The organism is Halobacillus sp. A1 (assembly GCF_024189295.1).
Taxonomy (GTDB): Bacteria; Bacillota; Bacilli; order Bacillales; family Halobacillaceae; genus Halobacillus_A.
On sequence record NZ_JAIZEN010000019.1, the window covers coordinates 18,606 to 40,279 of the forward strand.

Genomic DNA, 21,674 nt, shown 5'->3' on the forward strand with positions numbered 1-21,674 from the left:
GACTACATGAAAATCGATTTTCACACCCACGCCAATCTATCGAAAGCACTCGCAGTAACACCAGAAGAATTCCGCAGCAAAATGAAAGAAGCGAAAGAAAGCGGGCTGGACGCTCTGGCACTCACGGAGCATTTTAACGCACCGAATTTCATTGAAATTTATGAGATGCTGGATACCCACTTCCCATATCAACATAACTACTACGACGTAGACGGCGTCAAAGTCTTTCCAGGAATCGAAATCGACGTCTATGAAACCGGCCATTTCCTCGTCGTTGCCGAACGAGAAACGATTAAAGGCATCAGTCATCAATTAAGAGAACATACGGAAGAAAATAACTTCATCAAAGTCAACGATCTGAACGAACTTCTCAAAGGATTGAACGTTTTAAAGATCGGCGCACACCCTTATAGAGAATCCACACCATGGGTCCACCATAACGAAGAAACACTGGCCAGCTTTGATGCGTTCGATATTAACGGAAAAGACTTATACAAATACGGAACAGAAATGAAAGAGAAAGTCGATGCGCTCGCAGCAAAGTATGACATTTCAGCTGTCGCAGGCAGTGACACCCACCAGTTCTTTCAGTACGGTGCCGTCGTCAATCACTTCCCTGAGTGTCAAACGATTGAAGAACTTCGTAACGTTATCAAAAACAAAGATTACGAGGTTCAGCTGTCTCCGGCACTGCGTTTGAAAGTGAGAGCAGCGAAGTTTGTGAAGAAGATTCTTAAAGAGAAGGATTTTGTAACGATATAGGATGGGAATACGCTGACTGGATGGGCGTAGTGTTTTTTTCCGATTCTATGTATTAATAATTATAAAAAATCGCCTGGCCCCTGATCATCAGGAGCTAGGCGATTTTGTTAAACGAGTCTAAACCAGCCAACAAACCAATTAGCGTCACGCCACACTTTAGCCCTCTAAGGTAGCGTGGCTAGCCCCACATTTTATTTCTTTTCTCTTAAAAACTCTCGCATATAACGATTGACCGTTTCCGGCTGTTCATGATGCGGGGCGTGGCTTACCCCTTCCATACGATGAATCGTAAGGTCACGCACGTAATCTTCCACTCCGTCCAAATTACTGTTTTCAAAAGCTGGATCCGCATCGCCCCAAATGATCAACGTCGGCGACTCGAACATTTGATAAGGCAGATCGAGCGGCTGTTGAACGTGCTTTTCGAACGGATAGAAGGAAATCGCACGATAATAATGAAGCATCGATTTCATCGCATCCGGCTGCATCCACGCTTCGACGTACTTCTGCTCCTCCGCTTCAGTCAAGTATCCTTTTTCCTTTCCAGGTTCCGTCATCATCTTTCTCAACCGCTCTGCATCATTTTCCAACAGCTTTTCATGAGCGTCAGACCGCTGGAAAAACCCCATATAGCTGCTCGCTTCCCGCTGCCCGGGATTCTCTTTTAGTTCACGCCTGAATGTATACGGATGAGGCGCATCAAACATGATCAGCTGCTTCACATAGTCAGGCTCCGTATATGCAAGCGTCCATGCAATGGCACCGCCCCAGTCGTGGGCGACTAAAATACAGTCCTTCTCCCCAAAAGCTTCAATCAGCTGCTTCACGTCCTCGACCAGAATCGACATCTTATAGGAAGACACTTCTTCCGGCTTATCGGAAAGGTTATACCCTCTCATATCAACAGCGACGACACGATAATCCTTTGAGAATTCTTCCATTTGGTGATGCCAGTTGTACCAGAAATAAGGGAACCCATGGAGAAACAGCATCAGTTCGCCTTCTCCTTCTGTGACGTAATGAAGATTGACGTCATTGACCTTCACATAACCCTCTTGCATAGTCCATACCACCTTTCCTATTAATACTCTTAATATCAAGCCACTTTACTCCTCTCCACAAAAAAGGGCAATTACAAAGTATCATTTTTTGGATAATTAGGGAAAATAACCTAACAAAAGCAATGCTCCTAGAATGGCCAAATAAAAAAAAGGTGCATCATGAGCTGAGTAATTACTCGCTCGTGATGCACCATAACATTATCGTCTTCCATATTTCTCTCTAGCGATGATTTCCATCGCATGCTTTGTCGCGTAATAATAAGCTTCATTACGGAGTAGATGGACGGAAAGTAATGTCTTATCTGGTTTCTTTCTTCTTTTGAGTAGAAAACCTAATCCTCTTTTAACGGATGATTTGAGACTTCCATCATAAGTAAATGGCACCAGGGAATAAATCAGATTCTTTTTTATCGTTTTATTGTAAATCTGTAATGACATTTCTTCATGCAGCTTTTCATAACCATCACCTAATTTAGAGTTCAGTTCCTCTAAATTGACTTGTTTTTCTTTAGGAGACAGCTGCACGTGACCATCTTCCTTATGATGAAATACAGGTTCAAAGCTCACCTTCTCATTTTTATCGAATTTCAGCATGACGGAATAAGAACGATCTTCTTTCGACCGATAGTTTTTTGAGTCAAAATAAAAGTTTCCTAAACTATAAAAAATTAAGGAATCATTGTAATGCTCGTACCCTTGTGGGACGTGGGGATGAGATCCCACAATCACATCTGCTCCTAAATCACAAAAATGTTTATAACGGTTGCGCCATTCTTTTTGTGGGATACTATAATTTTCCAAACCAGCATGGGATAAAACAATAACAAAATCACATTCCTCGTTTAATATAGTAATCTGCCTGTCTATTTCTTTATGATTAATCCATGCATAGCCGGGCTGGTCATCATCTGAATAATAGTCTTTCACCCCAAACTGCGCTTCACTAGCATTAATGAATCCAAAAGTAAGGTCATTCACTGTCTTTATGACAGGTTTGTAAGCTTCATCAAAGGTAAGCCCAGCACCAATGGTATCTAATTTAAGAGACCTAGCTTCATCTATGGTTGCCTTTAAAGCTTCTGATCCATAGTCCATAATATGGTTATTAGCCAGGCACATCATATTAATCCCTTGTTGCTTTATGCCCTCGATTGTCCCCTTGCGCTGGAAATGGTGAGGACCGGATTTAGGGATGGGGCTGCCGTGTTTCTCAATAGGTGCTTCAAAATTACAAACCGAATAATCTGCAGCAGAGATCACATCAGCTAGTCCCTCTGAGCATATCAAACCGTCATTATGTTCATAATTCACAATATCGCCGCTTACAAACATCTTTACCATATTGTTCATCCCTCCTTTAGTCGAATCTCTTCGTCATTCTTAAAGTAAGCAGAATTAAAATAATGTTCAGTACAGCACCGGAAATTCCGAATAATGCTACAGCGACTACATCGCTTGAGAATACATAATATCCAACAGCCAACAGCCCCATTCTTATGACTAGATTGAAAATAGTAAACCTCAAGTGAAAGGCTTGTGCTCCCATGACAGGCAGTGATTTCACACTTGGCTGATTAATGAACATAAAGAACATCCATAGAGCTATCCACCTGGCATATTCCCCTGCCGTCACCCAGTCTGCACCGAATACGAAGCTGAACAGCCAGGGACCAAATAAAATGACAATTAAATAGGGAAGAAAACCAACGGCAGCTAAAGCAAGCGTTGCTTTTTTCACCAAGTGCGTAATGCTCTCGCCTTTATGAGCAGCTTCCGTGATACGTGGATAAAAAACATCCCCTACCGATTTACCGATCAGCTGGGACGGCATAGCTAACACCGTCTTACATATAGAATAAAATCCCGCCGCAGCAGGGCCAAACAAACTGGTTAATAGAATAATAGGAAGGTTCTGAGAAATAGCATTGATAAATACCTGCGGAGCTCTAAACATCGGAAAGTCATTGTGACGCTTCGCAAGCTCTTTAAGAGATACGGGTTTGTCATCTTCTTCACTAGAACTCTTATAACTGGACTTCCTTGCAAACAAAATCATGAACAACGCTTTGACTCCATTATTCAAAGATGAAAGTACAATGAGCACAGGGGCCACTGGATAAAAGAAACCAATCCCTGCTTTACTTCCATTTAGTAGAATAGCTTGAAAAAAGGTGGCATTGGCATTAACAGCAAATTGGTTCGTACGTATAAACCACTGCTCAGAAACTTGCAGAAGACCTGCAAATATAATAACGATAGGAATTAAGAACAAGTATGGCGCTATGCTTTCCATATTGAAAATATTAACAATCGGCTGATGCAGAAAAAGCAAAATAAGGCCTACAATAACCGCTACGGCTGTCGTAATATACAATGAAAGCCGGATGAGTCCTTTTGCGTCCTTATCACTCTTAGGAAGCACAATGGCAATAGGGTACGCAAAAGCTGCGACAGGACCAATAATAGCAACAATAGCCATAAATGTGCCCATTAGACCATAAGCTTCCGGTCCATATAAACGAGTAATGACGGGCTGCAGCAGAATATTAACGAGCTGAGCAGCAGCTGTCCCCGTTGCCATGATCATTACGTTCCGGACAAACGGGGTCTTTAATAATTTTTTTAATTTATTAACCATTTATTTCAAACTCCTTAACCTAGTTACCTTATTCTTACTTCATTGACTACGTTATTTTAACTGTGCCCTTTCTCTTCTGTTTGTCTGATTTTATTACGTATTTAATAGTTGGGTATCGACTCATTCACTAGAAACTCTTGTTATTCAGCAGTAATTAAGTGATTAAGTAATCAAACTATCAAATTGAGTATGGTGTAACTTACACTTTTTGGACAACAATAGAACAGATTGATTATATCAGATATCCTTTCAATCAAAAAGGTGAAAACCTACACAAATAGACAGCTTGAGAACACAGCATCTTTGATGGGCGTCATGTTCTTATATTTAATGGATTATGGTAATCTTCCACAAGAACTATAAATAAATCGCCTGACCCTGTTTACTGCAGCAGTCAGGCGATTTTGTTTGCATGATTTTGATAAGCACCATCATTAGTCACCAAATCCTATAAAAGATATAATGGATAGAACCTATTAGATTAAACTAACCTATGGTAAAGGTGTGATGAGATTGAGTGATAAGAAAATTATGTTCGTTTTTGGATGGACCTATATCGTTTCTACGCTATTATATTTCTTACTTTATTCCGGAAAATATACACAAGATGAAATGATTTCGGGTGTGGTTTTTGCTGTATTAGCTGCTCCTATTTATTTCGTATGTGTCTTCTTATATTACAAAAATCAAAGCCATTAAACATGGCGTTATTGTAATACTGCAGGAGGAAGTAATCTGAACAATTACTGTGTATTTTACGTAAGAATTTTTCTCAGCCTGGAGGTGGAGTTGTGAAAAGTAAGGATTGGATGAGTGTAGTTAAAAATATTGAGTTATTAACTTTGATTATAGGCGGAGCCTACTTTATGTTAGTGGCTTTAACAGAGTTGAATTTTTCAACGACCATAACGCCACTATTATTTATGTTGATGTTATTACGCGGAGTTCAATCTTACTTAGATGGCAAAAAAATATTTGGCGGGATTGTATGCAGTGTGGGTGTGCTTTTTATAATTTTAGGGGTGTTATAGAAAAAAGGAAAGCAGAGGAAGGATTGCCCACGCTATATTTCGATTATAGGCACCTTTTACTATTCATAAGAATGGACTTGCTATAGTCTCACTGATCTACAAGTAAAAAAGGTGCCATAACCACATATTGGACATTTGCCCCCTATATAGGAAAAGTTGTCTTAAAGAATTTCTTAAACTATGCCTCCCTTAGTTGTAGTGCTCCGGTAGAGACTTTCGATAAGAATTTTTTGTCACATAAGTACCAGCAATAAAGTCGTGAATAGAGCGTTTGTCATCTCTTAAACCTATCATAAAGGCACTTATAATAATCCCTATACCTAATGTAAGAACATAAACAACAGAAGAAACAATTGCTCTTAAAAACATTGTTTTAAAGTCTACTTCTCCTCCGCCTTTCTTAACGATACGGTTCCCAAGAGCCTTCTTACCTATTGTGTAACCATTCCATATTAAAGGAAGAAATAAGCTGTATAAGAATCCAGTAAAATCAATAACTTTAAAATCTGATGTATCGGTAAAAAATAAGAACTCTCCGTACAAAGGAATGGATATAAAACCGATTACTAATGAAAAAATCAATATATCTATAACTCTAGCACCTAGTCTAGGCCAAAATCCAGCTGGATTATCAGGTATGATAACCCCCCCTCTTATTTATATCTTCTTCAATAAGATTACTTTTCTTGTTTCGCATTTCCGAATTTCCAAACCAATAATAATAGAGAAAAAGTTACTGTCAAAGGAAATAAAATATTCGTCTTCAACTCTCATTTCTTTAATTTTAAGCTCTTGAAACTCGATATCGAAACAGCAACCTCTTTCCCTTCATAATTACGGAGTATTCCAGAAAAATGTAGTAACTATTAATGAAATCATTATGGTCACTATGAGGATCAATCCATTGCCAATGAATCCGACCTTTCTGTAAGTTCCTTTTTCAGAGAATATGGCGAATACCACTCCTACTAAAGAAATAACCACTCCCGCAAAAAGATAAGCGTCATTACCTGACAGCATCGTTATGTATGCGGCTAAGCTTGCTAAAAATAACAGAGTAGAAATTATTCCTAACTTCCTTCTCACATCATCTCCCTCCTCATTATGTGAATTACTCCAATATATTCGATAATACTCATTATTTATATAGTCATCTGCTGAAGGGTGTGGAGTAACTTTAAGCATAGCGGCCACCGATATAGGGTTGCCAAATCAGCCATGCCATATCGGCTGACATAAACGCCACATTCTTCCAATTAACCTTTATTCTTGATATCCTAAAGAATATTAAGAAAGGGGTTGGTTTTATTTTACACTTAACTACAACTACGAAAGTTTTAATTGGTATAAGCATCTTACTAGTTATTCCTGAAATTTTATCATTTTTCGGTATAGATATTATACCAATAGGGTACTTTCTCCTAGCATTAGCCGCAACGAGTTTTTCTCTTGCTTTTGAATTTAAAAGAAACAATGAAAAACACACAGCTTTAATGATGTGGATGTGTATTGGGCAAACCATGATGTTTTTGTTCGCTGGTCTCTTTGATTTAGGCATCCATTATCATCTCATCCTTTTTATCTTTTAATATTCGCTGGATTTAGAGGAAGAGGTGATGATTTCTCTATCGAGCAATGTTAAACCATTCCCCCTGCTCCTGAAGACTCGATGTCAAGATATCCTCGATAAATTCCCTTATCACCCGTTCGATCTCCCCATCAATAACGTATTTTAGTAATTGCCATCTGATAACAACTTGTCTTTCTGTTATTCAACATCTAAAGAAAAAGCATAACTTGCAGTACCTTGATCCCAATGGGCTAGCACCTCGTAAACATTTTTTCCTTTGTCAGACAGAACGACCTCATCGGAATTGTTTACAACATTGTTGTCGTCGCCCCAAATTCTCACGGAATATCTTTCCGGCTGTTCTTCGAAGTCTAATTCAACATCGGTATTGGCTGATACCTGCATTGGATTACTACCTTTAACCAGTTCTGGTGGGGCAAAAGAACCCGACTCTATTAAACTTTCTGTTCCGTCTCCATTGTCTACACTCCAACTATATGTACCAAGCGATGGTCTAATCGTCTCTTCTTCAACAGAAACGGTTAGACTTGGCGGCTCAGGAACAGCCTCTTCTGAAGTACCATCCAACTCTTCATTGTTATTAACCTCTTTACCCTCACTGTCACTATCAGTTTTTTCTTTCGTATCATTTATGCCAGAACAACCCATTAGTGATAAAAGACATATAAGAGTTAAAGCCAAAAATAAAAATCTGAAATTCCTCATAATCTCCTCCTTACTATTTAGACGATAGGTATAAGAGAGCGGTGGTACAGTACACATTAATTGGTATTAAACAATCCTGCTCCATTAGTACAATAAGCGATAGATTTTACGATGTACTCCTAGTCCTTTACTTCTATACTAAAGCTCGAAAATACCCTCCCGTCTATATATACCTCCATTAACCATATTCCAGCATCCGACTGATCAAACGCAATTCTGCCGCCACTTTGAGCCTGAGCGGACGGTATTTCTTCGTAACTGTAGTTAGAGGTGATCATTTGTTCGTACATGGTTTTTTCTTCGTTACTACTTTCTTTTGTAGCGACCAATCTATATTTCTCACCAATTAGCTCCCCTTCACTACCCCAGAAATAAAATTCAAATACGTTTGATTCACCATCAGCTCTAAACCCTTCTTCTTTTAATTCCAGAGACGGATGGTCAAGAATTCCAAATGTTCTTTCTTCACCAAGTAACTCATTGCCATTTATGGTGAACCATGGACTCAAATTGTTTTCTATTGTTAACTTTTCTTCCGTTTGAGTAACCCCAGTAATTTTTACTATTACTCCTAAAATAACTACCAATAATAATACAATTAAGACCTTAGGATGTTTTTTTAAAATGTTAATATTTATCATCCTTTTTATTGTATTTGGCATTGAATCCATGTAGGAAATAGTGATATTTTTCATATTTTAAAAAAACTTTAAACTTAGCATTACCTAAAATTATCAGCTACTATATTGCTAAATTCTTTTAGAAAGTAAAGATAGTTTTCGTTCCCGTAGTTGTACCTCTTGTTGTACATTTTCGCAACTACAACCTTGTATTTTGGGATCACTAACAAAGTCGGTCCCGTCACTCCTAAGATTTGAAAAGATCCACTTGGTACACGTTCACCTAATTCACTTTGTTCTCTAGGAATATCCTGCACAAACCAAAACATACCGTTACGTGGGAATTCTTTCGCAAGTTGTCCGGGTGTATGTATGCTAATAGCTATTTCAATTACTTCCTTAGGAACAATTTGCTTACCATTCACTTCCCCATTATTTAGGAAAAGGTTTCCCCAAAGAGCAAATTCACGAGCAGACACAAACAGGTTGGATTCCATTCCATCTTCCGAAGATCCTGTTGTATCCTCTCCATTCTTATCAGGGTCAATAATTACTTTTACTAAATCATCACTGTCTTGGGGTTCCCACCATGTTTTCTTCCACCCCATGGGTAAGAACACTTTTAGATACAAAAATTCAGGAAAAGGAACACCATAAAGTTTTTGAATGAGTTGAGTCATTAGTTTGATGTTAATTCCTCGGTAGGCCCATTTTTCTCCAGGATTGAACTCTCTGATAATCTCCCTTTCCGCATTTTCATCTAAACCATGTGTATGAGTGACCATATGACGTATTGTGGTGTGTCTAAGTATGTATGGGTCGAGGTCTTTAAAATACTCACTTGCATAATCATCAAGGCTACGTATTTTCCCTTCATATAAAGCAAAGGCGATGCATAACCCTAAGTAACTCTTCCTAGCAGACGCCACATTGAATCTGGAATTTTCATCTACAGGCAGGGAGTTGGTCGTATTGGAATAAGTCCCACTAAAGTGTTCTAAAACAATCTCATTATCTTTTATTACTGTGAGTGCAGCAGCAGAGCTTTTATTTCTCTCTTTGATATCTTCTACCCAAGAAACCATATGATCGTAGGTTGAAACCATCCTAAATCCCTCCGTCATTTAGATGCCTCCATTAGTCGAAAAAGTTAATTAAAGAAAAGCCCCCATTCTTTAAGACTTTAATTCTATTAATTAAGCAAATTTTCAACTAACGCACCAGTTAGTTCAACTTCTCTAATATTAAATAATCCTTTGTTTTAGATATGGGTACATTGTATTCGTTAGCAAAGTCCATTAAATCCTTATAAATTTCTTCTGGATAAAAATTAGAAATTCGAAAATTAAAGCCATGATTGTTTTTCACAATTACTCGTTTCTTTCCCCAGCCAATACGTTTAAATTTCATACTTTCAATTTGGCTATGATTAACTTGTTTTTTGTAAACTGCGAATGTAAATATAAGGATTTGAAAAGTCAAGAAACCGTTTACTATCTTTAACTTAAAATTCATAAAGATTGTTGCAAGAATAAATATAGAAAAAGGTATTAGAAAATAATACATTACCGGATAATCTGTATAAGTAAACATAGACCGTACTGCAAAAATGAGGAAAAGAAGTTGAACAACTCTTTTTGTTTTTGCAAGATAACTCAAATCTCCACCACCTGACTAATAATAGATAAAACCTTGTTATATTAACCTGCTTCGTCAGTTTAAAAGATATATGTGTACAGCCCCTATGCTTATGTAAATAAGGCGGCTACTTTTAAGCAATCGCCACAATTAGCGAAAAACTTGAAAACGAGATAACTCTTTTTAGAAACAAGGCACCGCTCACCAGGGCACTAAGATCCCTATCGCCGTACCAACAATCATACCTATGATCCCTGCCACAATTAAGCCAGTCCCTTGTTTACCAACATCATAATCCCTTTTCAAAACCACTCCCATACTTATAGCAACTGCTCCAAGAAAAACTGGAAAAAAACCTAAAGCTAATAAAGCTGATAACCAACCAATCGTTAATAATATTACTTTCCCATTCTTCTCTTTTTCGATAGTGCATCCCCTTTTCATTACTCTTTTTTACAAAACCAACCTTTTTTAATAAGCTGCATGACTTCATTACTTTTCAACCCAAAAGTAGAAAGTAAGCAAATCACTATTCATACACTGCCTCCGATACAGTAAGGCTAGTTTCAAGGTATTTTGTATAAATTATTAACTAACACAACTTTTAGCGCTGTAAGTGATTGACATACTTCCACTCTTATTCGAAAGTAACTGCCAAGTCACATGTTAAATCTGTGTGGCTTGATTTCTCTTAAACTTGAGTATCCTTTTTAGTAAATAGTTTTCCAATTGCCAATATAAGCCCTATGAAGAAATGTATTAATCCATTACCTACTGTAACAAGACCTACAAAAGCTGCCATTATTGCTCCTCCTTGACCCGCGTTAGAAGGACCTACCAGGATTCCACCAACAGCAAAGCCAAGTCCGACGCCAAGAATTACTAATAAAAGCCCGGAAGCCCAGAGGGGGAAATTCCCACTTCTATGCCATTTGATTGCGTATATGTTTGCTGGTATTAACAATGCTGCAAGAAATAACCACATTAATACATCATAAGCCATACAATTCCTCCTAAAATAAATTCGTATAATTTATATAATCCATATAAAAGGATGAGTACTCTTTTAAACAATAGCCTACGGTACTGAAACAATGTGTTCATTTATTTTGTAAGTTCGATCTTACCTAATTTGGACTGAGGAGGATAAGATTCATTTGCTCCTCCCTTGCCCCATACTTTTACTTTGTCCCCTTTTTTAACATCCGTAAATGATTCAAAGAAACCAAAAACACTAGAGTCGATATGAAAGCTATGAGCATCATACTGCTTACCATCTACTTTAGAAAGTTCAATCCAGCTCATATGAACAGCTTGTTCCTTTGTAATCCCATCAACTACTAATATGCTTTTATCTTCAACCTCAACTAAATAACCTTCGATCGTTGGATCACCTGTATAATCGTATTCTTCACTATGACAGCCTGCTATAAAAAAAAGAGAAAGGACAGAAAGGACTACTATTCTTTTCATTATTCACCCTCTATTCTGAAGTTCCTTTAATCAACTCCACTACTCCGTTAGTACATTAAACGACAGCCGTTGTGCAGCCATCGCCCCCTCGCCACCTAGTGAAATAACAATAGTATTTCTAAAAATGGTCAACTTCCTATTTTCATTAACCATTCACGTAATTTAGCTTTTTGATAATACACCTTATTGTTAATGACAATATGCGGAATGCTTGGGTGTTCGGCTATCAAATGTTTGGCGTCTTCCTTGGAAATACCGATAAAATGATAAACCTCATTCTCTTTTATTAGTTCGTGGTCATCATTATCGTCTAAAGATTCTAAAATATTTTTTGAGTTTGGATTTTTAAAATTTTTTAATCCATCTCCAATTAAATATCCCGCTATGGCAATCCCCAATCCTAACCACATCATCCAAATTCCTCCTTATTAGCTAATGGTGAAAAAAGCGAATTTGCTCCTTTCAAATACGGACCTATATATATTTTACGAAATAGAAAAATATAATTAAGTAATTATTTCACTTCTTTTTTAAAGTAAAAAACTGTCCCATTAACTCCAGCTAGTTCCCAACCATCCTTACCAAGAAAATTCAATTTTTCTTCCATCACTGCACTAAAATCATTATTTGCTTTTAACTGAAATTGAATATCTTCCACTCTGTACTCAAATTGCTTCATTTTCATTCCTCCAAATAATCATCCAACATAATAGTTCTTGCTCTAATATAATTACGATTTTTATTAGAAATAGTTTCTAATTTTTTAAAAAATAAAGAGAGTTATCTAGAATTCGAGTCTTCAACTAACCTCCCTTACCTTCAAGACTCCGTTTCGATAGGGAACGAGCCATCCGCAGCAACCTCAATAAAAAAAGCCCAGGAGAACTGGCCTTTTTTTATTGAAGATTTTCAAGCAAGTAGCAACCTTGTTCCATTAAATCCTGGTAGGTGACAACTGAATAGATGAGCAAAGCCAAATAGGCAAGGGAAAACACAGAAAAAAGAACCTTGCTCCATCCTTTTGAAATGGTAAATGTAGTGGTTGTTAATCCGTACTTTTTAGAGATCACCCTCATATAAAGGAATTGAACAAGAATCATAACCAGTACGAAGAAGGCAGCGAATGTTCGATTGATTGCCTGGTATGATTGCATCCAGCCGGTATGAACAGATTCAAACAAATCATACTAAGAAGGACGATTTCTCAAGTTGCGGGATCCACTAATAAAAAAAGAAGACGGCGAAATGCCGTCTTCTCAAATTGTTGAAAAGTATTGACTAATATACGAGGGTAGATACCTATTCCTACGTGACCAATTCCGCTTCTATGATATAGCGGTCAGGTGCATTACCTATAAAATCGAACGGATAACACGTAGTCAGTGTCAGCGTGGGTTCTTCTTTTTCAACGATGACCGACCTGTCGTCTGCATCGGTGATCCAGGTTTTTGTAATTTCATATTCATAGGTTTCGCCTTCATATTGAATCGATAATGTGTCACCTTCTCCTAATTCTTTAAGGCCGGTAAACACGGTATCCCGATGTCCAGAAAGTACCGTGTGTCCTTCTTCGCGATTAGGTACGGTGGTCCATTCACTGACATACATCCCTACGCCCGAACCGAGGGTATCTTCATCCGTGCCCCAGAATGTATCGAATCGTTTATCCAGCTGGGGGATATCAAGAGAGGCAATTTCTTCTCCCGTTTCAAGTTCTCGCTCTAGTGTAGAATGATTTTCTTCCTCACGATCGTCAGCAGCTGCCGCAGGCGATGCCTTTGCTTGCGATGGCTTTGGGATTTCCTGCACAGATTGAGTAGATTGATAGTATTGCCAGCCGGAATATCCAAGAGTGACGATTCCGATTATAAATAACAACAGGCCCAGCTTCCTGATCATCAGTTTCCCACCCTTTTATTCTTAAAAAAGGCAAGCGGGAATCGCCTGCCTTTTTTATGATGATTATTTTTTCTTGCGGATGCCTAGTGCTCCTAAGATCGTGGCGCCCAAACCAGCTAATATTCCCAGCGGCAGGGTAGTAGCTGTATTTGGCAGCTCGCCGCCCTCTTCTTTTTCTTCAGTGTTCTGCTCTTCTTCGTCTACGGCTTGATCGTCAGAAGATTCATCATCTGAAGATTCTTCTTCATTGTCGTCGCCGGATTCTTCCTCAGACTCACTATCCTCTTCGGAATCAGTAGGTTCCTCTTGCTCGCTTTCATCATCAGACTGATCTTCTTGTTCTTCACTTTCAGAACCCTCATCAGTGGTATCTTCTCCGTTATTTTCTTCTTCTGCAGGCTCATCTTCTGCATCAGTGTCGGTATCATCGTTCTCTTCTTCAGGTACTTCAGCGTCGTCATCGACAAACGTTTGAGTTTCTCCATCGCTGAATAACGTCATGGCAGCCATACCGCCATCAGAAAAAGCGATCGAAAGGATGTCTAACTCTTCGGTCTGCCACGTGTACACCGATGCTGTAGAACTGATATCCCCCAACTGCGCTTCACTTGCTGCGCCTTTGGACCCTTCTGCTCCGATAATATCGACAGCGTCTTCATAAGAATCGCCAGCTTCTATCTCTTCAAAAGCCGCTGCTAAATCAGCATCAACGGTTTGAAAATCAGTATCTCCTGACTCAGAGAATACTACGGATTCCACGTTCTCTCCATCTATATCAGTAGACACGACTAACATATCGCCATCCTCATCTGTCCAAGTAGCAGACTGAATGCCTTCAATTTCATCTTGTTGGTCCGGTTCTCCTAATTCATCGACTACCGAATCAAAAGATGGATTCTCACTATTTAATTGGTTTGCATAATCCTGCGTAATATCGAAGGATGTCTCTGCTTGTACGACACTCGTGTTCATAACGTTAGGTGCAGCAAACGTCCCACCTAGTGCAAGTGATGCGGTTAGTGCTGTAGATACAATTACTTTTTTACTATCCATGCTTATCTCCTCCTAAAATTTATCTGTTCAGACTTTGGTGTGGAAACGATAGGACGATGATGCTGTGATATTGTGAAATCAGCCTGCATCCATTCTCCTAGACCTAATTTTTTTACAACCAAGTACTCTAAAATTTAGGAAGTTCCATTCAACACACGATTCTCTTGCGACGAAAATACTAAGAGCAAGCACCAATCTGACATATATGTTTGAGTGAACTGCCCTTATTTATGTAAGCTTTATAAAGAATCTAGTTCTCATGTTACAGGGTAGTAATATTCATGTAAACCCATATTTTACTATAAAAACCAATTATTAAGTATAATTAGTCCAGGATATAATACCTTATTCAAGAAAACCTGCTTGCTGCCAGACTCATCAGTGTCCACTATACGGCACTAAATGCCCGTTTCTCAGGAAGTATCACCATACAATTTTACTGGTTCTATTTTCTTAACAAAGTTTCTATAAAAGTTACATAGAAAGAGAGCTCCCTTCCTAAATAAACTTAGACCGAGGACCTGGTATCCACAAGCGTTGAGTCGGCATTTATGAACATCTAAGCTTTAATCATTTCGTTTAAATAACTTTACTCTCTTACATAAAAAAATAACCATTGAAGGTAGGAGGACCTCAGCAATGGTATGAGTTCGTTATAACACTCTTGTAATAAAGCGCTTCCTCTTTTAGACTTAGCGTAATTATTCTACATATCTAGTAGCAATAAATGAAGGAAGGAAGATTGTTACTTAAAGAAGTTTTTATTGATGATGGTCGTTACTGTATCTACTTTGGTAAAATGACAGTAAACCGAGACGTCTCTTTCTTACGATGAGATGTTAGCAATAAATTAGAGTTTGAGGTTATCTCTGGCTTTTCCCCTGCTCCACACCCCAAAAGAAATATCGTGTAGTTTAACTTTAGACCCGTACCTTCAGAAGTTCGTAAGTTAATAAAACACTAAAAAGAGTGTACCAGGATTGGTGCGCTCTATTTTAGTATGAAAATTTTGTATATTAAAAGCTATACATGTAGACAACACAAACAATTTGATTTATTCTTTATTGAGAACCAATTGTTTTTTATAAAACAGAAAGACTTGATAATGGAGGTGCCTTATGGCTAAAAATTTGGTAAATGAAATATTCTTATTAAGGTCCTTAGCATGCCTAGCAGTTGTGATTATTCATTCCATTAATTCAGTATTTGCCAATTTCGGAATTCGAAAAGTTCCAGAATATATGGAGATTAATAATGTCCTCTTTGTTATACAAATTCTCCTAATGTTTGGCACCCCTATGTTTGTATTTATTTCGGAGTTCATTCTTGCCAACGCTTATAAAGAAAAAGCTCCCGAAGGCTTCTTTCTTAAAAGAATAAAATTCATCCTCACCCCTTTCCTAGTCATTGGTCTGTGCAGCAGCTTGATCGCTATTTTCCAACACGATTACATTTCAACTGGAACTATTCTCACTACAATCTATGAACAATTTTTATTAGGTTATTTTCACGGATACTTTGTTTTAATTATCTTTCAGTTCTATTTCCTTCATTTTATCTTTAGAAAATATATAGAAGGGCGTTTTCAAGCCAAATACATAGTAATGGTTTCAATCATGATTAACGCTTGTTACCTTGCATACTATAACTTTGTTGAACCTATTACAACCTTCCCTTTTCACATGCTGTTCTTAGCCTGGATAGGTTACTTTGCTATTGCTTTCTATTGCGGCAGTAATTTTAACAAATTCAAACTGCAACTCATCAAATACCGAAAAATAATATTAGCTACTCCAATACTTACTGGGCTGATTGTATTATTCTTCTGTTATAGCGGATTCTTAACATTTATTCAATCTAAGAGAGTGGATATAGTATTCTATACGATTTCATTAGCATTTTTCTTGTTTTATGTGGGTATGCAAATTAAAAAAGTACCCAATATCCTCATTAAAATAAGCCAATACTCCTTTGGGATATATTTATTACATCCATTTTTTCAATTATTTTTAGAAAACCTATTTCCTAACAACTACTCTTTGACAAGTCTAGTGATTTACATAATCGCAGCTACGGTAATTGGACTCATAGGTCCGGTTCTATCTATTATTATTTTTAATAAGTTTAAATTTGGTCCCTACATCGTAGGTAAAGTTGGGATTGGCAGTAATTCCATTAGTCCTAAACAATTTCCTAAAGAAAAGGTTTATAAAAAACCCGTCTCTTATTAAAATGCTGGTTAAACCATTAAGCGCTTAGGTTCTAAAAATTCTAGTAGAACCTAGCAAGGGACTGACCCCGAAAAATAACCATTGCAGCTAAAAGGACCGCTGCAATGGTTATTTTCTATTGCTTGATATGATTTTCACTTCTTTGATTCTTTAACTTTTTCACTTGATATCCAGCCAGTATGAACAGATAAAGATAAATCACACCAAGAAGGACAATTTCCCAGGTTGCGGGGTCAACTAATATTGTGGCGTAGGCAAATAAACCGCCTAATACAGCAAAAATGATAATGGAAATCAAGGCGACTTTAGGATTTTTACTGTACAATGCACGATCCTCCCTTATATTTCCTTTTAAAATAAATGATAACACAACTTACAAATTCCGAAATTACTAGTGGGGATCAGCTCCCGTAAAAAAAATATCCCACCCTCGAAACCATCTCAAACACAGCTGGACAAGACTCATCCTCTCGAGTGTTACATGAAGAATTTTTAATAATGATAGTTGTTGCTGTATCTACTTTTGGTATAATGACAGCAAACCCAGACGTATCTTTTGCAGAGAAAGTAAAAGTAAATAAAGAAGTAAAGGATTTTGCGATATGTCAGATAGAAAACTATTAACCTCTATATTATTAATTCTCTTACTATCAACGGTATTGGACAACTTCTTTCCAAACACTGAGATTGTAACTTTTGACTTCCTAACTCTAGGAATATACTTCGTTTTAATTTTGCCTATCATACTAAAAGACATATCCCGAAAACATATTACTATACTTGTAGTTTCTATACCCTTCATTCTCTTAGCGTTAAATCTAATAGGTAAACTTATTTAATGGTGCTTGGGTTTTCCAAGCATGTTTTTTTCGTAATGGAAAAAGGGGAGAACTCAACCAATCACCACTGCGGCTATGAACCACAGTAGTGATCAGATTCACAAAAAACTACCTCACCCGCGAAACCATCTCAAACACAGCCGGACGAGACTGATCCCCTGGCGTATACTTGATATACCCCTTCTCCACCAGCTGCTTCCGCGCCCGCTTATACGAACTTAAAGGCAGCCGGGACTTCAAGCGAATCACCTCACCAGGTACCGTGAACTCCTTCTTCCACCCCCTTCTGCTGTTAATCTGCATTAACGAAAACCACAATACAATAGTTGATGAAGACAATTTATCCATATCCACCTGATCATGAAAAGCTTCCAATTCTTTCATATAATCCATGTTTACCTTCCTCCTCTATAATTAAATGTTACTTTCAACAGTCTTTGTTCTACTGACAAACTTCCCATACTCCTTCATGAACCTCAGCCCGACATTCCCTACTGGGCCATTTCGCTGCTTGCTGATTAAAAATTCTACTTCGTCCTTTTTGCCGCCGGTCCAATTGTAGTAGTCATCTCTGTATAAAAAGGCAACCATATCGGCATCTTGTTCGATGTTACCGGACTCGCGCAGGTCGGACATGAGCGGGCGTTTGTCTTTTCGCTGTTCGACGCTGCGGGAGAGCTGGGATAGGAGAATGATGGGGACTTTCAGTTCAAGGGCGAGTTGTTTCAGTTCGCGGGTCATGGCTCCGATTTCGAGGTCGCGGCGTTCGTGGCGGCCGGGGGAGGTCATGAGCTGCAGGTAGTCGATGATGATCATCGGTTTCGTGTGTTTGTCTTTTCGCATCGAATGACGCACGCGGGCTCTCATCTCGGCGACGGTTGTATCGCGTTCGTGAAGGTGGAGCTGCCACTGCGACATGTCGCCCATCGATTCCATGCATCGTTCGTAATCACTGTGGGAAAAGCAGCCCTTCTGCCATTTCTGGCCATGGATTTCCGCTTCGCAGGACAGCATGCGTTTCATCAAAGCTTTGCGTCCCATTTCCAGGCTGAAAATGTGGACGCGGCCTCCCTGCTTGCAGTGATGACCCGCGAGGTTGAGGGCGAACGCCGTTTTCCCCATCGACGGCCGTCCCGCTAAAATGATCAAGTCGCCGGCTTGTGTGCCTCCGGTCATCCTGTCCACGTCGCTGTAGCCGGTTGCGAAACCGGTCAGACCGTCGGCGGGTGGGTTGGCCATATCACGGGCAATCTCCAGGAGCGTGTCATAGGTCGTCGGTTCCTCCTCGACCATGCCTTCCTCGCGATACGTCTCCAGCCGGCTCATCATCACATCCAGTGCTTCTTCGCTCGGATTACTGGCGTACGTAATCGCTTGTTCCTTCGTTTTGCGGTTGCGGTATGCATCGAGAATGAGCCGCTGATGATGCTTAATGTTGGCAGTCGTCGGAACCGACTGGGCCATGCCGCTTAAATAGCTGACCCCGCCGACTTCGTTGATATTTTTTTGCAGCTCGGTCGTTACGGTCACCAGGTTGACCGGTTCGCCCGCCTGATCAATTTTACAGACGGCCTCATAAATCAACTGGTGGCGGCGGTCGTTGAAATGATCCGCACGTAACGTCACGTCCTTTACGACCTCTTCTTCCAATAAAATCGATCCAATCACGGACTGCTCGGCTTCTCTGTTATAAATCATGATGACACCTTCCTGACGAGCTCTTCAAACATTTCTTCAAAGCGAAGCTTCACTTCTTCCGGCACCTTGGCCGCTTCCTCTTCCCACTGCTTCACCTGTTCCAAGTTCTCATTTTGTTCCGGAAGATGATGCGCGATATCCGCAATCGTCGGAGGGAATGGATAAGCCGAGGCATGATTGAACAGTTTGCCCATCACCCCGTCAAATTCCATCTTTTCCAGCAGCGGAATAAGAAATTGCACCCTCCTTTTCGTAAGCTTGAACTTTCCGTGATAAAGATCCTCCATCGTTTCCAACACTTCTACTGCTTCTTCATACGTCATGCGTGACGCTCCCTTCTATATTCTTCAAACATTCGTTTTACGACTGATTTTCGATCGTCCTTCTTATTCGACGTTGACTTGTCCATCCGCTCCACATCAACGAGCGACTTCACGCCAGCTTTTTCCCAGCGTTTTAAAATTCCTTCACAGTAGTGAAAAAACCACTTATTGTGCTTCCCCGCAATTTTCATCGATTCCATGACGAGCTCATCAGAGAGCTGTTCACACCAATCGGTAATCTTCTCCGCAATAAAAGGATTCAGCATGCCGAAGTTCTCTACGTAAAAAGTATGAGGCTGCTTACGCGCGCCACCTACTTCTTCTTTTCCTTTCATTTCTTTTCTTTTACATAATGCCTCCGGGCTGACCCCCGGCTTATCCACCAGCTTGTCCTTCACCTCAAGCTGCTCTGTATCCGCCACATCAACCACACCAGCTTCTTTCACCTGGGTAATCATCTGGTACGTCGGAGCCTGATGGCGCCTTCCCGCCTCGAACAAAATGTACCCCTTCTCCGCTAATTCTTTACGCGCCCGGAGAAACGCGCTTTCGCTTAAAGCCGATTTCACTAAGATCGACGACGTCGGAACGGTAAACTCTTCCTTCCATCCCGTCTTGTTGTTGAACTGAATCAGCACATACCACAGCATCGAAGCCGAAAGCGAAAGAGAATTCAAATCCTTCTCATCAAAGAATGCATTGATCTCTTTCAAATAGTTCACATGAACCACCTCCTTTTGTTTTTGCTTCTTTTACCCTGTTCATAGTAATAATCGAAAGAAGGGCCAGGTCAGGTGTCATGAATTTCATATTTTTTTGAAAAACTTTTAAAAAAGTGAATAAGTACTGTCCTGATCACGATCACACGACAAAAAAATTCACCCGTTACCAGGTGAATTTCTAAATTACGTTCTATGTTTTATAGTCATTAAACTTAGCACTTTAGCAGAATGGGTAATAGAAAAGCGAGAGGACTAAACGGACTTTTATAAGAAAAATACCTTCAAAAAGTATCACAGCTTTGAAAGTACTTAATGTGTTCGGGGGAATGAACCGAAAATTGAAATTCAGCAATGCCTAAAAAACCCAATACCTTTTAAGTATTGGGCTAACATAAAAAAATAACCTTATTCCTCAAAAAGAAAACCGAGTGGGAAACTAGAACTGAACATCTTCAGGCTAATAAAAAAACTAACAAAGAATAACGTTCATTATTCTTTAGAATCTTTTTTATTCTTCACGGCAAGTTCCAGTTCATTTAAAAGCTTATCCAGCGTTTGGGAAATAACTAGTATTTGTGAGTCATAAGGATTATTTTCGTACGTTTGATACATTTTCTTTCTTAACACTTCAATTTCTTCATTCAAACGATTGATTTGCGACAGTCTTCATCCCCCCGCAAGCACCTGCAAGGTATTGACGAAGAAGTGATTAAATTATTTTACTGTGCAACTAAACCAATATTATCCACTGGTTAAACTTTTAAATTAACCTTGATTCAATTAACCTTCTCAGTTTTAATCATCTAACACAACTAAATTACTCATACAGATACTTCATGTTACATGCTGAGATAGCCTATAAACAAGGAACTTATTAGCTTAATAGATGGTAAAGTTGTTTAGTTTCAATTTTATACTCGGTTTTCATACAAATACTATTCCCACTAGTTTTTACCCTATCTCCCCCCTTATAAACCAAAGTATTGAAAGACCTCCATTAATTTCCCCATAAGAAAATAACATTTCATGCGTCCTCCAACGTTATTTAAGTATTTTTTTCCTTCAATTGCAGATTTTCGCAAAGCAGCTTCTATCGAAAGAGTTTTTACTTTTGAATAGCTGTCATTCAATCCATTATAAAGTTTCAGTTCTACTATATAAGTTATTTTTCATGACCATTTCCATATGTTCCGGCAGCATAAGGGAAGTCCACTTCATGGTCACTCGATTATTCGATTTCATATTAAGTCTCCATCCACTTTTTTGGTTCGTGAGGATATGTGGAGAGAATGCTATCTAGTTTGAATACGGCCAAGATGTTTGTACTACGCAGTAAAACGAGCTGTTTTCTCATGTTTTATTGACAATAATCAAAAGTAAATGTATAGTA

General features: G+C 38.8%; 27 protein-coding genes. 4 read left to right on the forward strand and 23 right to left on the reverse strand.

Annotated features, from left to right (window positions below):
- Positions 1 to 6: 6 nt before the first annotated feature.
- Positions 7 to 762, forward strand: a complete 756-nt coding sequence (locus LF817_RS16080; protein WP_253936833.1) for a PHP domain-containing protein — start codon at positions 7 to 9, stop codon at positions 760 to 762.
- Positions 763 to 953: 191 nt separating this feature from the next.
- Here LF817_RS16080 and LF817_RS16085 read toward each other — a convergent pair whose 3' ends face one another.
- The 3 genes from LF817_RS16085 to LF817_RS16095 form a co-directional block, all read right to left on the reverse strand.
- Positions 954 to 1,823: an alpha/beta fold hydrolase gene (locus tag LF817_RS16085; protein WP_253936834.1), complete on the reverse strand. Its 870-nt coding sequence runs from the start codon at positions 1,821 to 1,823 to the stop codon at positions 954 to 956.
- Between the two features lie 198 nt (positions 1,824 to 2,021).
- The gene (locus tag LF817_RS16090; protein WP_253936835.1) at positions 2,022 to 3,164 is read right to left on the reverse strand and encodes a CapA family protein; all 1,143 of its coding nucleotides are present in this window, start codon (positions 3,162 to 3,164) and stop codon (positions 2,022 to 2,024) included.
- A 16-nt stretch (positions 3,165 to 3,180) separates the two neighbouring features.
- Complete coding sequence (locus tag LF817_RS16095) at positions 3,181 to 4,461, reverse strand: lipopolysaccharide biosynthesis protein (protein WP_253936836.1); 1,281 nt, start codon at positions 4,459 to 4,461, stop codon at positions 3,181 to 3,183.
- Positions 4,462 to 4,974: 513 nt separating this feature from the next.
- Here LF817_RS16095 and LF817_RS16100 point away from each other — a divergent pair.
- Positions 4,975 to 5,160, forward strand: a complete 186-nt coding sequence (locus LF817_RS16100) for a hypothetical protein (RefSeq protein WP_253936837.1) — start codon at positions 4,975 to 4,977, stop codon at positions 5,158 to 5,160.
- Positions 5,161 to 5,252: 92 nt separating this feature from the next.
- On the forward strand, positions 5,253 to 5,492 hold the full coding sequence (locus LF817_RS16105; protein WP_253936838.1) for a hypothetical protein: 240 nt from the start codon (positions 5,253 to 5,255) through the stop codon (positions 5,490 to 5,492).
- Between the two features lie 189 nt (positions 5,493 to 5,681).
- Here the strand turns inward: LF817_RS16105 and LF817_RS16110 are convergent, their stop codons facing one another.
- The 14 genes from LF817_RS16110 to LF817_RS16175 form a co-directional block, all read right to left on the reverse strand.
- Positions 5,682 to 6,131, reverse strand: a complete 450-nt coding sequence (locus LF817_RS16110) for an RDD family protein (RefSeq protein WP_371925079.1) — start codon at positions 6,129 to 6,131, stop codon at positions 5,682 to 5,684.
- Between the two features lie 195 nt (positions 6,132 to 6,326).
- Positions 6,327 to 6,578, reverse strand: a complete 252-nt coding sequence (locus tag LF817_RS16115; RefSeq protein ID WP_253936840.1) for a hypothetical protein — start codon at positions 6,576 to 6,578, stop codon at positions 6,327 to 6,329.
- A gap of 91 nt (positions 6,579 to 6,669) precedes the next feature.
- Positions 6,670 to 7,050 carry a hypothetical protein gene (locus tag LF817_RS16120; RefSeq protein WP_253936841.1) on the reverse strand — a complete coding sequence of 127 codons (381 nt, stop codon included), beginning with the start codon at positions 7,048 to 7,050 and terminating at the stop codon, positions 6,670 to 6,672.
- Positions 7,051 to 7,260: 210 nt separating this feature from the next.
- The gene (locus LF817_RS16125; protein ID WP_253936842.1) at positions 7,261 to 7,788 is read right to left on the reverse strand and encodes a hypothetical protein; all 528 of its coding nucleotides are present in this window, start codon (positions 7,786 to 7,788) and stop codon (positions 7,261 to 7,263) included.
- Between the two features lie 119 nt (positions 7,789 to 7,907).
- Positions 7,908 to 8,483: a hypothetical protein gene (locus LF817_RS16130; protein WP_253936843.1), complete on the reverse strand. Its 576-nt coding sequence runs from the start codon at positions 8,481 to 8,483 to the stop codon at positions 7,908 to 7,910.
- Between the two features lie 26 nt (positions 8,484 to 8,509).
- Complete coding sequence (locus LF817_RS16135; protein WP_253936844.1) at positions 8,510 to 9,514, reverse strand: serine hydrolase domain-containing protein; 1,005 nt, start codon at positions 9,512 to 9,514, stop codon at positions 8,510 to 8,512.
- Positions 9,515 to 9,632: 118 nt separating this feature from the next.
- The gene (locus LF817_RS16140; RefSeq protein ID WP_253936845.1) at positions 9,633 to 10,067 is read right to left on the reverse strand and encodes a hypothetical protein; all 435 of its coding nucleotides are present in this window, start codon (positions 10,065 to 10,067) and stop codon (positions 9,633 to 9,635) included.
- Between the two features lie 180 nt (positions 10,068 to 10,247).
- A complete protein-coding gene (locus LF817_RS16145) occupies positions 10,248 to 10,490 on the reverse strand; it encodes a hypothetical protein (RefSeq protein WP_253936846.1) in 243 nt (80 codons plus the stop codon).
- Between the two features lie 247 nt (positions 10,491 to 10,737).
- A complete protein-coding gene (locus LF817_RS16150) occupies positions 10,738 to 11,049 on the reverse strand; it encodes an inner-membrane translocator (protein ID WP_253936847.1) in 312 nt (103 codons plus the stop codon).
- A gap of 101 nt (positions 11,050 to 11,150) precedes the next feature.
- Positions 11,151 to 11,519 carry a YobA family protein gene (locus LF817_RS16155; protein WP_253936848.1) on the reverse strand — a complete coding sequence of 123 codons (369 nt, stop codon included), beginning with the start codon at positions 11,517 to 11,519 and terminating at the stop codon, positions 11,151 to 11,153.
- Between the two features lie 128 nt (positions 11,520 to 11,647).
- Positions 11,648 to 11,932, reverse strand: coding sequence for a DNA-binding protein (locus LF817_RS16160; protein ID WP_253936849.1), 285 nt, complete (start codon positions 11,930 to 11,932; stop codon positions 11,648 to 11,650).
- 101 nt (positions 11,933 to 12,033) lie between these two features.
- Positions 12,034 to 12,198: a hypothetical protein gene (locus tag LF817_RS16165; RefSeq protein ID WP_008591718.1), complete on the reverse strand. Its 165-nt coding sequence runs from the start codon at positions 12,196 to 12,198 to the stop codon at positions 12,034 to 12,036.
- Between the two features lie 626 nt (positions 12,199 to 12,824).
- Positions 12,825 to 13,418, reverse strand: coding sequence for a class D sortase (locus LF817_RS16170; protein WP_253936850.1), 594 nt, complete (start codon positions 13,416 to 13,418; stop codon positions 12,825 to 12,827).
- Between the two features lie 63 nt (positions 13,419 to 13,481).
- The gene (locus tag LF817_RS16175; protein ID WP_253936851.1) at positions 13,482 to 14,471 is read right to left on the reverse strand and encodes a hypothetical protein; all 990 of its coding nucleotides are present in this window, start codon (positions 14,469 to 14,471) and stop codon (positions 13,482 to 13,484) included.
- Positions 14,472 to 15,589: 1,118 nt separating this feature from the next.
- Here LF817_RS16175 and LF817_RS16180 point away from each other — a divergent pair.
- Positions 15,590 to 16,702 (forward strand): acyltransferase family protein, encoded by a 1,113-nt coding sequence (locus LF817_RS16180; RefSeq protein ID WP_253936852.1) that lies wholly within the window; start codon positions 15,590 to 15,592, stop codon positions 16,700 to 16,702.
- 115 nt (positions 16,703 to 16,817) lie between these two features.
- Here LF817_RS16180 and LF817_RS16185 read toward each other — a convergent pair whose 3' ends face one another.
- The 6 genes from LF817_RS16185 to LF817_RS16210 form a co-directional block, all read right to left on the reverse strand.
- Positions 16,818 to 17,027, reverse strand: coding sequence for a hypothetical protein (locus tag LF817_RS16185; protein ID WP_253936853.1), 210 nt, complete (start codon positions 17,025 to 17,027; stop codon positions 16,818 to 16,820).
- A gap of 622 nt (positions 17,028 to 17,649) precedes the next feature.
- Entirely contained in the window at positions 17,650 to 17,934 is a 285-nt protein-coding gene (locus LF817_RS16190; protein ID WP_253936854.1) for a hypothetical protein, read from the reverse strand.
- 21 nt (positions 17,935 to 17,955) lie between these two features.
- On the reverse strand, positions 17,956 to 19,239 hold the full coding sequence (dnaB, locus tag LF817_RS16195) for a replicative DNA helicase (RefSeq protein WP_253936855.1): 1,284 nt from the start codon (positions 19,237 to 19,239) through the stop codon (positions 17,956 to 17,958).
- A complete protein-coding gene (locus LF817_RS16200; protein WP_253936856.1) occupies positions 19,236 to 19,562 on the reverse strand; it encodes a hypothetical protein in 327 nt (108 codons plus the stop codon). The genes dnaB and LF817_RS16200 overlap by 4 nt, the downstream gene beginning before the upstream one ends.
- Positions 19,559 to 20,284 carry a DnaD domain protein gene (locus LF817_RS16205; RefSeq protein ID WP_253936857.1) on the reverse strand — a complete coding sequence of 242 codons (726 nt, stop codon included), beginning with the start codon at positions 20,282 to 20,284 and terminating at the stop codon, positions 19,559 to 19,561. The genes LF817_RS16200 and LF817_RS16205 overlap by 4 nt, the downstream gene beginning before the upstream one ends.
- Positions 20,285 to 20,773: 489 nt before the next feature.
- A complete protein-coding gene (locus LF817_RS16210) occupies positions 20,774 to 20,929 on the reverse strand; it encodes an aspartyl-phosphate phosphatase Spo0E family protein (RefSeq protein WP_256558343.1) in 156 nt (51 codons plus the stop codon).
- Positions 20,930 to 21,674 lie beyond the last annotated feature (745 nt).

Excerpts from the sequence above, each read along its gene's own strand:
- LF817_RS16080 (WP_253936833.1), top strand. The coding sequence starts at position 7 with ATGAAAATCGATTTTCACACCCACGCCAATCTATCGAAAGCACTCGCA.
- LF817_RS16085 (WP_253936834.1), bottom strand. The coding sequence starts at position 1,823 with ATGCAAGAGGGTTATGTGAAGGTCAATGACGTCAATCTTCATTACGTC.
- LF817_RS16090 (WP_253936835.1), bottom strand. The coding sequence starts at position 3,164 with ATGGTAAAGATGTTTGTAAGCGGCGATATTGTGAATTATGAACATAAT.
- LF817_RS16095 (WP_253936836.1), bottom strand. The coding sequence starts at position 4,461 with ATGGTTAATAAATTAAAAAAATTATTAAAGACCCCGTTTGTCCGGAAC.
- LF817_RS16120 (WP_253936841.1), bottom strand. The coding sequence starts at position 7,050 with ATGCCTAAATCAAAGAGACCAGCGAACAAAAACATCATGGTTTGCCCA.
- LF817_RS16125 (WP_253936842.1), bottom strand. The coding sequence starts at position 7,788 with ATGAGGAATTTCAGATTTTTATTTTTGGCTTTAACTCTTATATGTCTT.
- LF817_RS16130 (WP_253936843.1), bottom strand. The coding sequence starts at position 8,483 with ATGAAAAATATCACTATTTCCTACATGGATTCAATGCCAAATACAATA.
- LF817_RS16135 (WP_253936844.1), bottom strand. The coding sequence starts at position 9,514 with ATGGTTTCAACCTACGATCATATGGTTTCTTGGGTAGAAGATATCAAA.
- LF817_RS16145 (WP_253936846.1), bottom strand. The coding sequence starts at position 10,490 with ATGAAAAGGGGATGCACTATCGAAAAAGAGAAGAATGGGAAAGTAATA.
- LF817_RS16150 (WP_253936847.1), bottom strand. The coding sequence starts at position 11,049 with ATGGCTTATGATGTATTAATGTGGTTATTTCTTGCAGCATTGTTAATA.
- LF817_RS16155 (WP_253936848.1), bottom strand. The coding sequence starts at position 11,519 with ATGAAAAGAATAGTAGTCCTTTCTGTCCTTTCTCTTTTTTTTATAGCA.
- LF817_RS16160 (WP_253936849.1), bottom strand. The coding sequence starts at position 11,932 with ATGATGTGGTTAGGATTGGGGATTGCCATAGCGGGATATTTAATTGGA.
- LF817_RS16165 (WP_008591718.1), bottom strand. The coding sequence starts at position 12,198 with ATGAAGCAATTTGAGTACAGAGTGGAAGATATTCAATTTCAGTTAAAA.
- LF817_RS16170 (WP_253936850.1), bottom strand. The coding sequence starts at position 13,418 with ATGATCAGGAAGCTGGGCCTGTTGTTATTTATAATCGGAATCGTCACT.
- LF817_RS16175 (WP_253936851.1), bottom strand. The coding sequence starts at position 14,471 with ATGGATAGTAAAAAAGTAATTGTATCTACAGCACTAACCGCATCACTT.
- LF817_RS16180 (WP_253936852.1), top strand. The coding sequence starts at position 15,590 with ATGGCTAAAAATTTGGTAAATGAAATATTCTTATTAAGGTCCTTAGCA.
- LF817_RS16190 (WP_253936854.1), bottom strand. The coding sequence starts at position 17,934 with ATGGATTATATGAAAGAATTGGAAGCTTTTCATGATCAGGTGGATATG.
- dnaB (WP_253936855.1), bottom strand. The coding sequence starts at position 19,239 with ATGATTTATAACAGAGAAGCCGAGCAGTCCGTGATTGGATCGATTTTA.
- LF817_RS16200 (WP_253936856.1), bottom strand. The coding sequence starts at position 19,562 with ATGACGTATGAAGAAGCAGTAGAAGTGTTGGAAACGATGGAGGATCTT.